This window comes from Rhizobacter sp. (assembly GCA_021153565.1).
Classification (GTDB): domain Bacteria; phylum Pseudomonadota; class Gammaproteobacteria; order Burkholderiales; family Burkholderiaceae_C; genus Albitalea.
The window spans coordinates 1-11,762 of sequence record JAJKJU010000196.1; the positions used below are offsets into that span (position 1 = coordinate 1).

An 11,762-nucleotide genomic window follows, 5' to 3' on the forward strand; every position below is an offset into this window, starting at 1 on the left:
AGCCGGCCTTGCCGACCTGATCAGCGCCTCATCGAAGCACGGTCAGGGTGGGGGATTTTGAGGTGGACATGGGTGGGGGAGTTTGGGTGGCCATCAGGGGGCGACCCTGAATTGGCATACACCGGCCACTTGAGAGAGCGCCGCGACAGTGCGCCACCAGTGTCGCTTCGATGCGCTCCTCCGCAAGAAGCTTGCCTCTGACGATCCGCCAAGAAAAAGGCCTCGCGGATCGCTCCGAGAGGCCTTTTCATCGATATGCGGTGGGGTGGCTGATGGGACTCGAACCCACGACGACCAGAATCACAATCTGGGACTCTACCAACTGAGCTACAGCCACCGCAGAGCCTTCAATTATATGCGATGCGTTGGGCGCTTTCTTGCGCGTCGCCCACATCAATGCGATCCGCCCTACTTCGTGGCGGCGCTCGCAGCTTCCGAGGACGGCAGCAAGGACTTGTTCTTGATGTCGACCTTAAGGCGCGTTTTCAGCGCCGAGTAGTAGGCCTGCGTCTCGGCGTCGTTTAGCGCCTGGGCAATCTGGGCCGCTGCCCTCGCCGGGTCGCCTGCTGCCGGGTCGCGCCCGAGCACCTTGGTGATGCGAGCGACTGCATAGCCATCCGGCGTTTCGAGACCCAGCGTAACCGGCAACTTCGCGGTATCTGCGCGCAAGACGGCATCGACCACAGTGCGCGGAAGCTCCTTGGTTGTCGCCCGAGAGATCACCATCGCTTCACCCGGCAATGTCGTCTGCGGGCTCTTCTTGAGCTCGCCAAGACGCGCTTCACCGTCCTTTCGAGCGAGCGCGGCAGCCTGCAATGCGACCACGCGTTGGCGGACCATCTCCTTCACTTCGGTCAACGGCAAAACGTGCGCCGGTGCGTACTGCACGATGCGCGCGGAGACGAGTTGATTCGGCCCCGTCTCGACGGCGTCTGTGTTGCGCTTGTTCTTGATGATGTCGTTTGCAAAGAGCGCATCAAGCAGCTTGGGATTGTTCAACGGCGGGGGCGTCTCTGGCGCCGGCGTGCGCTTGACATTTTGCGCAGTGCGCAGTTCGAGCTTGAACTTGTCTGCGGCAGGCTTCAGGCTATCGGACTGTTCGTACACCATGTTGGTGAAATCGACCGCGTTCTGAGAGAACTTCTTCTGCGCTTCAGCACGGCGATATTCCTTCTCGATCTCCGGTCGAACTTCTTCGAAGGTCTTTGTTCCGCCGGCATGCACGCCGGTCACTTTGATGATGTGGTAGCCAAAATCGCTCTCGACGATGCCACTGATGTCGCCTTCCTTCATCGAGAAGGCAGCATCTTCGAAGGGCTTGACCATGGCGCCACGGCCGAAGAAGTCGAGATCGCCACCACGCTCAGCAGTGCCTTTGTCTTCCGAATTCTTCTTTGCCACTTCAGCGAAGGAAGCAGGATTCTTCTTCACCTCGGTAAGCAAGGCTTCGGCCTTGGCCTTCGCCTTGGCGCGTACATCTGCGGGCGCCGACTTCTCAGCCTTCACGAGGATGTGGCTAGCGCGACGCTCTTCCGGCGAGACGTAGCGCTTCTCGTTTTCCTTGTAGTACTTCTGTAGGTCCGCCTCGACGGGCACCACTGACTTCGCCAGCGTGTCCACATCCAGCACCAAGTATTCGACCTTCGCCTGCTCCGGCGCCTGGAATTGCGCGGCGTTGGCCGGGTCGTTGTAGTACTTCTCGATGTCAGCATCGGTCGGCGTGACCTTGCTTGCGTACGCCTTTGCATCGAAGCGCTGGACCTGTACCTCACGCTGCTGGAAGAACGAATCGAGCGCCGAGCTCGCCGCCGCTGCCGGCGCGAAGGTCGTGTTGCTCACGCCGGACAAGACCTGCTGGCGACGATAGTTCGATTCGAATTCGATGGGCGTGATGCCTGCATTGGCCAGCGCCATGATGTAGCGCTCCTTGTCGATCTCGCCGTTCGGGCCGCGCAGCGACGCAAGCTGCGGATCGTTGCGCATCATTGTGCGCACACGCTCGTCGGATGCGCTCAGGTGCAGTTTGTCGGCAACCTCACGCAACACCGCATCACGCACCATGCTATCGAGGATCTGCTGGCGCATCTGTGGCGTGTCGAACAGCTTCACGTCCACGCCCGGCGCCTGCCGGCGGATGCGGTCGATCTGGCGCCGGTGGGCGGAGTCGAACTCGGCCTGCGTGATCTTCTGCGAGCCGACCGTGGCGACGGTGGTGTTCGACGCGTCGGTGAACCTGTTGTAGCCGGAGATGCCCACCAGCACGAAGGATGGGAAGATCACCAGCAACAGAACGAATTGGAACAGGCGGGTGTGCGAGCGGACGAAATCAAACATCGAAGGCCTCGACCGTGAAAGTAGTCAACTGCAAAGATAGGGCTGTGGGTTGCGCCCCGGAGCAAAAAAACAGCCTGCTGCAAACGCAACAAAGGCGAACCGAGGTTCGCCTTTGAGGGTGCGGGCTTGCCGGGATTCTAGCCGACCGGGCCACATCTGCCCGGTGGTGGCAAGCCGCTTGTATGGTGGGTGCTGAGGGGCTCGAACCCCCGACCTACGCCTTGTAAGGGCGCCGCTCTACCAACTGAGCTAAGCACCCGAGATTCAGACGCCGCTGGGCCGCCACAGGGCGGCTGACAGTCCTCTCGGGGGGAAGGAACAATGCGACGCGAAGGAATTCATGATGTCAGTTCACCGCGTCTTTGAGTGCCTTGCCGGGGCGGAACTTCGGCACCTTGGCAGCCTTGATCTTGATCGTGGCGCCGGTGCGGGGATTGCGGCCTGCGCGCGCTGCGCGCTTACTGACACTGAAGGTTCCGAAGCCTACCAGCGACACGCTGTTGTTCTTTTTCAACGTGGTCTTCACACCGCCGATTACTGCTTCGAGCGCGCGCGTGGCTGCCGCTTTGGAGATATCGGCCTGCTTGGCGATGTGTTCGATCAGTTCGGATTTGTTCACGAAGGTGCCCCCTCTCAAAGGTGTCTCACAAGGAAATCTGGGATGGTGGTCTGGGCCGCGGATATCGGGTGGTCCGCTTCAAATTCATTACAGCCGTGCGACCTCGCAGTGTCAAGCGCGGAAGCGGATTCTATGCGTATTCACCTTGAGCAAGTAGGGTGTGAACAATTTCTCGCTTGACATGCTTATGTGTCGGACAAAGAGCCCGCGAGAGGACGTCGAAGCATTGGCCGACGGTGCCGTGTGCCCCCACAGCACGCGCAGTTCGAGGTCGACTTTCTTGCCTGCCGCGCGATCGGCGCGATCGTGTTCGAGGTCAATCGTGGCAGATGCGCAGTAGTCCTCGCAGATGGCATGCGCGGTGCCTGGCAGGGCCACGCAGCGTTCATATTCCGCCATTGCAGCCGAATCAAAGGCCGAGAGGCCTGCATACCGTCCGCCCAGCTTCGGACACCGGCCGCGAGGAATCGCCGTACCCGCGCAGATCGAGTGCCACCACCGTGAATTGCATCGCCAGATCATTGGCGACCCGATGCCACATCACATGCGATTGGGGATGCCCGTGGAGCAGCAACAATGCAGGTCCCGCGCCACCCACCCGTGCGTGGATGACCGCGTCATCGAGGGTGAAGCGACGCGCTTCGAAGGATGTGAACATGCTGGCGACTGTGCGCGGTCAGAGGCAGTCCCCGAGCAGCACGTCAAAAGGCGCCTGATCTAGGCGCAAAACGCAGCCATGGCTCGTGCTATGGCGAGCATTTGCAGCGACGAGCAGGGGTCTTTTTGGCGTGATGAGCGGGCATGATCGAAATACTCTTAGCCTCTCAGGCCGGGGGCGGTCCTCGCAACCAAAGCCACCCCTCCTGCCGTCAGCGCCATTCCCAGCATCATGGGCGCAGTGAGCACTTCGTTGAAGATGGCCCACGCCATCACCGCAGTGCAGGGCGGCACAAGGTAGAGCAGGCTCGTGACCTTTGTCGCCGCGCCGCGCTGGATCAAGAGGTACAGCAGCGAGCTGCCGCCGAGCGTCAAGGCGAGCACCGACCACGCCATTGCGCCGATGAAGGCCGGGTGCCAGTCCACTGTTCCCGGTTCGAGCACTGCAATGGGCAGGCTGACGACGAATGCTGCCACCAATTGCACGAAGCTCGCGGTGCGCACGTCGCAAGCTGCGACAAAGCGCTTTTGATAGAGCGTGCCTGTTGTGATGCACAGCAAGGCGAAGATGGCGAGTGACAGATTGATCATGGTGCCCTCGCCCGCCCCAAGCTTGCGCCACACGACGAGGACCAGCCCCGCAAGCCCGAGCGCGAGGCCGGCCCATTGACGGCTGGTAAGTCGGCTTTCGTAGCCTGGGTGCACCCCTGGATCGATCTCTCGCGAAGGCCCACCTCCAGATTGCATCGAGGCTCCGAATACGGTCACCCAGATGGCGGTGAGGATCGGCTGCAATCCGACCAGCAATGCAATCGTTCCGGCTCCAAGGCCAAGCTTCACCGCCGCCCAGACGCCGCCGAGATAGCCAGCATGCATGAGAACGCCGGTGACCGCGAGATGAAGCACCTGCCGACTGTCGCGCGGCCACGCTGCACGAGCCAGTGCGATCCACACCCCGAAGCACACCACCGACAGCGTGTACCGGATGACAAGGAACGTGAACGGCGGCGAATGCGGCATGCCGAAGCGCGCCACGATGAAGCCGGTACTCCAGATGAGCACGAACACCAACGGCATCGCGCGAATCAGCGCGTTTTGTCGCGAGGCACTCAAGGCTATCGGGCCTTGGCGCGGATTTCCGGAAGCGCTTTCTGAAGGTAAAAGATCATCGACCAGATCGTGAGCACGGCGGCGACCCAGATGAGGCCGGTGCCCCAAAGGTGAGTATCGATCAGGCCGAAAAGATCGCCGTGATAGAGCAGGAATGGAACGGCAATCATCTGTACGGTGGTCTTCAGCTTGCCGAGCATGTGCACTGCGACACTGCGCGACGCGCCGATTTGAGCCATCCACTCACGCAAAGCGGAGATCGCGATCTCCCGCCCAATGATCACCAGCGCGACGTATGCGTCGACGCGATCAAGTTGGACAAGAATCAGAAGCGATGCACAAACCAGAAATTTGTCCGCTACCGGATCGAGGAAGGCTCCGAACGAAGACGTCTGTTTCAGCTTGCGGGCAAGATAACCATCCGCCCAGTCCGTGAGCGCAACCACCACGAAAAGGATGGTGGCGATCAGGTTCTGCATCTGCGGCTTGAGACCGTTCGCGTAGAACACGCCGACGATGAGGGGAATGGCGACGATTCGCGCCCAAGTGAGGAGAGTCGGCAGGTTGAAAAACATGCTCGCATTCTGCCGAAGTTCCCGCAGAACGCCGAATCGCGGCTATTCGTCGAGCGTTCTGGGCTTGAACTTGCGCTCTTCGTTGAAGAGGAAGCTCTCGCTGAACTTCCAGGGCTTGGGCACACGCGACACGTCGCCGAATGGCGCCGCCCGGCGCATGGCATCGATGGCGATCTGCACCGTATCCTGCGCCTGCCTCGGATGCCGCAACACATCGATGCGGCGGATGCTGCCGTCGGAATTGAGCTCAACCTCGAGCACAGGAATCGCAAGCAACACGTCGGGCACTGTGCCCGTGTAAGTACCACCAGGGTTGGCGGCGACAAGGCGCTTGGCCGCCTGGTGACGCAACTCGGTCATGCTGCGCACGCCCCCCGGATTGGACATGGCGGGCTTGGCGGAAGCCCCCGACGTCGTGGTACGAGCGGGAGGCGCTGTCGGCGGCGGTTCGGGCGTCGAACAAGCAGTCAAAAACACGATGGCCGCGAATGCAATGCGCGCGAAGCGCGGATCAATGCAAGGCACGATAAATCTCCTCGGCGAGTTCATGGGACACCCCTTCCACGGTCGCGAGGTCTTCGACGCTTGCGCTCGCCACACCGCGAACGCCGCCGAATCGCTGCAACAGCTTGGCACGTTTTTTCGGGCCAATGCCCGCAATGTCTTCCAGCCGGCTGCCGCCCGTGCGCACGCTGGCGCGGCGAGCCCGCATACCGGTGATGGCGAAGCGATGCGCTTCGTCGCGGATCTGCGCCACGAGCATCAAGGCGGCGGAGTCGCGGCCGAGATAGACCTTCTCGCGACCGTCGGCGAAAACCAGTTCTTCAAGGCCAACTTTGCGGCCCTCGCCCTTTTCCACACCGACGATCAGACCGAGGTCGAGACCCAGTTCCTCGAAGACTGCACGCGCCATGCTCACCTGGCCCTTGCCGCCATCGACGAGCACGAGATCGGGGAGTCGTGCAAGGTTGCGGGGCGGTGCCACGGCAGCGGCCTCGGTACTGATTTGTTCACCATCGGCAGGCGTTGAAATCGCTTGTATGGCATTGGCCTGCTCCGCCAACGCCGAGGCGATCTTCCCGTAGCGGCGGGTCAGCACCTGCCGCATGGCCGCATAGTCATCTCCACCGGTGATGCCTTCGATGTTGTAGCGTCGGTATTGCGAGTTCTGCATCTTGTGGTTCTCGAACACCACGCACGATGCCTGAGTCGACTCGCCAGCGGTATGGCTGATGTCGAAACACTCGATGCGGAAGGTATCGAGATCGTCGGCCTCGATGTCCAGCGCCTCCACCAGGGCACGTGTTCGGGCCTGCTGAGAACCTTCTTCGGCAAGCAGTTGCGCAAGCTTGATCTCTGCGCCCCTGACGCACATGTCGAGCCACGCACGCCGCGGTTCGCGCGGCTGGTGCTGGGCCGCGATGCGAATGCCGCTCTGCTCTGACAGCGCCTCGATCAAAGCCCTGTCCACCGGATGACTCAGCACCAGGAGCGGCGGCACGCCTCCCTCGAGATAGTGCTGCGCGATAAAGGCTTCGAGCACGCGGATTTCGGGCGCCTTCGGCATCTCTCGCTCTTCGGTGCCGTCCTCGATCGCCGTCGCGTCGTCAACATGAGTCGGAAAGTACGGCCTGTCGCCCAGGTGCCGACCTCCGCGAACCATCGCGAGGTTCACGCAGGCACGGCCGCCCTGCACCTTCACCGCGAGGATGTCGGCGTCCTTGGTCGTCACGCCCGTATTGTCCTCCACGGACTGCTGGTGCAGCACGCGCGACAGGGCCCCCAGTTGATTGCGGATCTCCGCCGCCTGCTCGAACTCAAGCGCCTCGGCACGCGCCATCATCTGCGACTGCAAGGCGTCCATCACCTCCTGCTGCTCGCCGAGCAGAAATCGTTCGGCGTGGCTCACGTCTTGCGCATAGTCCTCGCGCGAGACGTAGTCGACGCATGGTCCCGAACAGCGCTTGATCTGATACAGCAGGCACGGTCGCGTGCGGTTGTTGAAGACCGTGTCTTCGCAAGTGCGCAGCTTGAACACCTTTTGCAAAAGGTGGATCGATTCCTTCACCGCCCATGCACTCGGATAAGGCCCGAAGTAGCGATGCTTCTTGTCCACCGAGCCGCGGTAGTAGGCGACGCGCGGAAACTCGTGCGAGACGATCTTGAGATATGGGTAGCTCTTGTCGTCGCGAAACAGAATGTTGTAGCGCGGCTTGAGCGTCTTGATCAGGTTGTTTTCGAGCAGCAGCGCTTCGGCTTCCGATCGCACCACCGTCGTCTGCAGCCGCACTATCTTGCCGATCATGTGGCCAATGCGCGTGCCGCCGTGGTTCTTCTGAAAGTAGCTCGACACGCGCTTCTTCAGATCGCGCGCCTTGCCGACGTAGAGCACTGCGTCTTGCGCATCGAAGTAGCGGTAGACACCCGGCAGGCCGGGCAACGCAGCCACGTCGGTGAGCAGCCGTTCGCGTGCCGCATCGTCGGGCGGCGCGTCTTCCAAGGGGGCGTCTACAACGTCAGTCATCGACCGAATTATGTCCACAACCCACCCGCGATAATTTGGCGATGCTTTGGGACATCTTCTGTCGCGTGGTCGACAACTTCGGTGACATCGGCGTGTGCTGGCGCGTCGCTGCCGACCTGGCGTCACGGGGCGAGCGGGTGCGATTGTGGGTTGACGATGCGAGTGCCTTGGAGTGGATGGCACCGAGTGGACGTCCGGGCGTGCAAGTCGTCGAATGGAGCGGCGAGGCCACGGTCGAGCAACCGGGCGAGGTCGTGATCGAAGCCTTCGGCTGTCATCCACCGGATGACTTCGTAGCTCGAATGGCGGGAGCCGCGCGACCGCCAGTTTGGATCAATCTCGAATACCTGAGTGCCGAAGCCTACGTGCAGAGCAGCCACACCCTGCCCTCGCCACAGATGAGCGGGCCGGGCCGGGGGCTCACGAAGTGGTTCTTTTATCCGGGCTTCACTGCTCGGACGGGAGGCTTGTTGCGCGAGGTCGATCTGCTGCCGAGGCAGGCACATTTCAATCCAGATCGGTTCTTGCGCTCGCGTAACCTGGAACGTCGTCCGGGCGAGCGGGTGGTGAGTCTCTTTTGCTACGACAACCCGGCCCTGCCCGCCTTGCTCGACACTTTGGGCCGGGAACCGACGGTCCTGTTGACGACCCCAGGCAAGGCCTCGTCTCAGGTCGCGCAAATCCTCGGACCCACCTTGGCAAGGGCCGCCCTGAGAGCCGTCACACTGCCCCATTTGACCCAGGCCGAATACGACCATTTGCTCTGGACTTGCGACCTGAATTTCGTGCGCGGCGAGGATTCGTTCGTGCGCGCCCAGTGGGCGGCCAAGCCCTTTGCCTGGCAGATTTATCCGCAAGATGATGGCGCTCACGCCTCTAAACTGGCTGCGTTCAACAACCTTTTTCTCGCCCATGCCGACCCGGCCGTGGCGGCCCCGATTCGCAACCTCCATGCCGTTTGGAATGGCTTGTCCAAGGACGCACCCAGCCTCCCGATCCTGCCTTCCTGGGAAGACCACTGTGAGTCGTGGCGTGAAGACCTCCTCGCCCGGCCGGACTTGATCAGCCAACTGATCGGATTCGTCCTCGAAAGACGCTAAAATTCAAAGCTTTGCGCGATCCGGGACACATTCCGGCGCGCTTCTACAGCGTCCGGGATCAACCCGCGGCGCATCCCCGCCAGGCCGGGACAAATCGGAAATCGCTATGAAGATTGCACAGGAAATTCGCGCCGGCAACGTCATCATGTACGGCAAGGACCCGATGGTCGTGCTCAAGACGGAATACAGCCGCGGTGGCCGCAATGCCGCCACAGTGCGCATGAAGCTCAAGAGCCTGCTCAACAACTCGGGCACCGAAGTCGTCTTCAAGGCTGACGACAAGATGGACCAGATCATCCTCGACAAGAAGGAGTGCACCTACTCCTACTTCGCCGACCCCATGTACGCCTTCATGGACGCCGAATACAACCAATTCGAGGTCGAAGCCGAGAACATGGGTGACGCGATCCAGTACCTCGAAGACAACATGCCCGTCGAAGTGGTGTTCTATGACGGCAAGGCCATCTCGGTCGAACTGCCGACCAGCCTGGTCCGCGAAGTGACCTACACCGAGCCGGCCGTCAAGGGGGACACCTCGGGCAAGGTTCTCAAGCCAGCCAAGCTCGCCACCGGTTTCGAAGTTTCGGTTCCGCTGTTCGTGGAAACCGGCGACAAGATCGAAATCGACACCCGCACGCACGAGTACCGCAAACGCGTTTGAGGCTTGTTTCTCGCATCAGCACACAAAGGGCACTTCGGTGCCCTTTGTCTTTTCTGCACTCGACTCTCCTTGGCCTCTCCTTGATTTGCTAACGTGGATCGCTTGGACGTGCACCTTTCGACTTACCAATGACAGATCTCTTGCAGGAGTGGTGGCGTGAGCATGAGCGCGTGGTGGTGCTCGATGCCGGGACGGGAGCAGTGCGGGGTTTTCTTGCCGCGTGGGATGCTTGGCGCCGCGAAGGCGTCGAATGCGGAAGGATGCATTTCGTTGCGATCGAGCCTCGGGCGATCACGGCCGATGAGGTGCGGAGCTTGGAGCCTGGAGACCTTGCCGGCCGTTTGGCCGACGTCTGGCCCCCAATGACGCCGAATCTCCATCGTCTGAGTTTCGACGGGGGGCGGCTTCAGCTGGTGCTGGCGTTGGGCGACGTATCGGCAGTCTTGCCTGAGCTCGTGTGTGAAGTGAACGTGTTCCGCCTTCGAAGCCCTGATGCAACCCGCGACGATGCGACTTCGTCGACCGCCCGCCCCGGGTTGCACCATGGCCTCGAATCCAGGCAGCGCATGCGCATCTTGCGGGCCATGTCACGCTTGGCCGCCACCGAAGCGATGCTTTGCATCGATAGCGGCTTGACCGATTGGACGGACGCGCTTTCTGGTGCAGGTTTCAAAACACTTCCATCGTCCGCGACCCAGACAATCGCCCGCTACTCGCCAAGCTTCAAGCCACGTACAACACCCTCACGTTCAGGTGCTCCCAAACACACCGAACAACACGCCCTGGTCATCGGCGCCGGCCTCGCCGGCTGCTCGGCCGCCTGGGCCTTGGCCGAACAAGGGTGGCGAACGACGGCGCTCGATCGTCACCACGCACCGGCGCAGGAAGCTTCAGGCAACCCGGCCGGCCTCTTCCACGGCATCGTCAATCCGCAAGATGGCGCCCATGCGCGATTCAACCGGGCGGCGGCACTTGAAGCGCAACGACTCGTGTCTCGGGCGGTCGATGAATGGCAAGTCGCAGGCGCGGTGGATGGCCTGTTACGACTCGAAGACTCACCCTATGGAATCGAGGCGATGCGGGCCTTGCTTTCGCGATCCGACCTACCCGATCACTACGTTCGTGCGGTTGACGCAGATGAAGCAAGTTCCCTCGCCGGCATCGCCTTGTCATCTCCGGCATGGTTTTATCCTGGTGGCGGATGGGTGCATCCCGCCCAACTTGCAGCGGCCATGCTGCGCTCATCCGGCGACAAGGCAAGATTCTGCGGCGGCATCGACGTTCACGCCCTGCGACACGTCGACGGCCGATGGCGGGCCTTCGACTTAGAAGGTCGATGCGTTGGTGAAGCCGCTGTCGTCATCCTCGCCAACGCGGGAGATGCACTGCGCCTGCTTGGGCAGGCAGCTTGGCCGATCGATCCGGTCCGCGGGCAGATCAGCATGGCTTGCGCGTCGGCACTTGGGGAGCTGCCGCGCATTCCGGTCGCCGGGGCCGGGTATCTGCTGCCCGACATCGATGGCACAGCGATGTTCGGTGCGACAGCGCATCCGGGCGACAAAGCCACGGACATCCGAGACAGCGATCACGCCTACAACCTGGCGCAGTTGCAACGACTCATTGGGCGCGGGTTGCCTGCACTCAAACTCAGCGGCCGCGTGGGTGTTCGCTGGTCCACCGACGATCGGCTGCCAATCATCGGCGCGGTTCCGGACCTGCAGGCGGCCAAGAGGGCATCACGTCTTGATCAACCTCGATTCGTTCCGAGCGTCCCCGGCGCATTCACATTCACCGCCCTCGGCTCGCGTGGCATCACTTGGTGTGCATTGGGCGCGCAGGTGCTGGCATCGACCATCACCGGAGCACCTTCGCCGCTCGAAGCCAACCTGCTGGATGCGGTGGACGCGAGAAGATTCGTGAGTCGGAAAGCTCGCCGAGACACCCGGCCTACTTCTTCATTATCAAAGCCTGACTGACTCACGCAAACACGCGCAGATCGTCGAGCAATCCATGCGGTGATCGGCGAAGCTTGGCGTTGCTCAAAAAGACTAGATTCGAAATTTTCGCGACTTAGCGAACACTAACTGTCAAGTCCCGTGTGTTCATAGACCTTTTTGACGAACAACTCGGGCTTTTTTTCACGCCAAGCCTTGAGCGCCTGAATGGGTGTTTGATGCTTCAA

Annotated in this window: 9 protein-coding genes, 2 tRNA genes and 2 pseudogenes; 3 read left to right on the plus strand and 10 right to left on the minus strand. The window is 61.5% G+C overall.

Translation table 11 applies throughout. The features are described 5' to 3' along the window. Positions 1-261: 261 nt before the first annotated feature. The 9 genes and pseudogenes from AC30NL_RS12215 to uvrC form a co-directional block, all read right to left on the minus strand. Positions 262-337, minus strand: a tRNA-His gene (locus tag AC30NL_RS12215). Between the two features lie 71 nt (positions 338-408). Then, the gene (locus AC30NL_RS12220) at positions 409-2,334 is read right to left on the minus strand and encodes a SurA N-terminal domain-containing protein (protein ID WP_489464275.1); all 1,926 of its coding nucleotides are present in this window, start codon (positions 2,332-2,334) and stop codon (positions 409-411) included. 183 nt (positions 2,335-2,517) lie between these two features. Then, positions 2,518-2,593: transfer RNA gene (locus AC30NL_RS12225), tRNA-Val, on the minus strand. A gap of 87 nt (positions 2,594-2,680) precedes the next feature. Then, positions 2,681-2,953: an HU family DNA-binding protein gene (locus tag AC30NL_RS12230; protein WP_325482274.1), complete on the minus strand. Its 273-nt coding sequence runs from the start codon at positions 2,951-2,953 to the stop codon at positions 2,681-2,683. Between the two features lie 130 nt (positions 2,954-3,083). Further along, positions 3,084-3,611, minus strand: a pseudogene (locus tag AC30NL_RS12235) (alpha/beta fold hydrolase). Positions 3,612-3,769: 158 nt separating this feature from the next. Beyond that, entirely contained in the window at positions 3,770-4,687 is a 918-nt protein-coding gene (locus AC30NL_RS12240; RefSeq protein WP_489464282.1) for a DMT family transporter, read from the minus strand. 38 nt (positions 4,688-4,725) lie between these two features. Next, entirely contained in the window at positions 4,726-5,295 is a 570-nt protein-coding gene (pgsA, locus tag AC30NL_RS12245) for a CDP-diacylglycerol--glycerol-3-phosphate 3-phosphatidyltransferase (protein WP_489464276.1), read from the minus strand. A gap of 42 nt (positions 5,296-5,337) precedes the next feature. Beyond that, positions 5,338-5,820, minus strand: coding sequence for a hypothetical protein (locus AC30NL_RS12250; RefSeq protein ID WP_489464277.1), 483 nt, complete (start codon positions 5,818-5,820; stop codon positions 5,338-5,340). Further along, positions 5,807-7,819, minus strand: a complete 2,013-nt coding sequence (gene uvrC / locus AC30NL_RS12255; protein ID WP_489464278.1) for an excinuclease ABC subunit UvrC — start codon at positions 7,817-7,819, stop codon at positions 5,807-5,809. The genes AC30NL_RS12250 and uvrC overlap by 14 nt, the downstream gene beginning before the upstream one ends. A 41-nt stretch (positions 7,820-7,860) precedes the next feature. Here uvrC and earP point away from each other — a divergent pair, with 41 nt between their 5' ends. The 3 genes from earP to mnmC1 all read left to right on the plus strand — a co-directional run bounded on the left by earP (position 7,861) and on the right by mnmC1 (position 11,556). Continuing rightward, complete coding sequence (earP, locus tag AC30NL_RS12260) at positions 7,861-8,919, plus strand: elongation factor P maturation arginine rhamnosyltransferase EarP (protein WP_489464279.1); 1,059 nt, start codon at positions 7,861-7,863, stop codon at positions 8,917-8,919. A gap of 106 nt (positions 8,920-9,025) precedes the next feature. Continuing rightward, positions 9,026-9,580, plus strand: a complete 555-nt coding sequence (efp, locus tag AC30NL_RS12265) for an elongation factor P (RefSeq protein WP_489464280.1) — start codon at positions 9,026-9,028, stop codon at positions 9,578-9,580. 128 nt (positions 9,581-9,708) lie between these two features. Continuing rightward, positions 9,709-11,556, plus strand: a complete 1,848-nt coding sequence (gene mnmC1 / locus AC30NL_RS12270; protein ID WP_489464281.1) for an FAD-dependent 5-carboxymethylaminomethyl-2-thiouridine(34) oxidoreductase MnmC1 — start codon at positions 9,709-9,711, stop codon at positions 11,554-11,556. Between the two features lie 104 nt (positions 11,557-11,660). Here mnmC1 and AC30NL_RS12275 read toward each other — a convergent pair. Then, positions 11,661-11,762 (minus strand): annotated as a pseudogene (locus tag AC30NL_RS12275) (IS481 family transposase); the annotation flags it as partial.

Coding starts and splice junctions, on each gene's coding strand:
- AC30NL_RS12220 (WP_489464275.1), bottom strand. CDS start 2,334: ATGTTTGATTTCGTCCGCTCGCACACCCGCCTGTTCCAATTCGTTCTG.
- AC30NL_RS12240 (WP_489464282.1), bottom strand. CDS start 4,687: ATGCCGTTGGTGTTCGTGCTCATCTGGAGTACCGGCTTCATCGTGGCG.
- pgsA (WP_489464276.1), bottom strand. CDS start 5,295: ATGTTTTTCAACCTGCCGACTCTCCTCACTTGGGCGCGAATCGTCGCC.
- uvrC (WP_489464278.1), bottom strand. CDS start 7,819: ATGACTGACGTTGTAGACGCCCCCTTGGAAGACGCGCCGCCCGACGAT.
- earP (WP_489464279.1), top strand. CDS start 7,861: ATGCTTTGGGACATCTTCTGTCGCGTGGTCGACAACTTCGGTGACATC.
- efp (WP_489464280.1), top strand. CDS start 9,026: ATGAAGATTGCACAGGAAATTCGCGCCGGCAACGTCATCATGTACGGC.
- mnmC1 (WP_489464281.1), top strand. CDS start 9,709: ATGACAGATCTCTTGCAGGAGTGGTGGCGTGAGCATGAGCGCGTGGTG.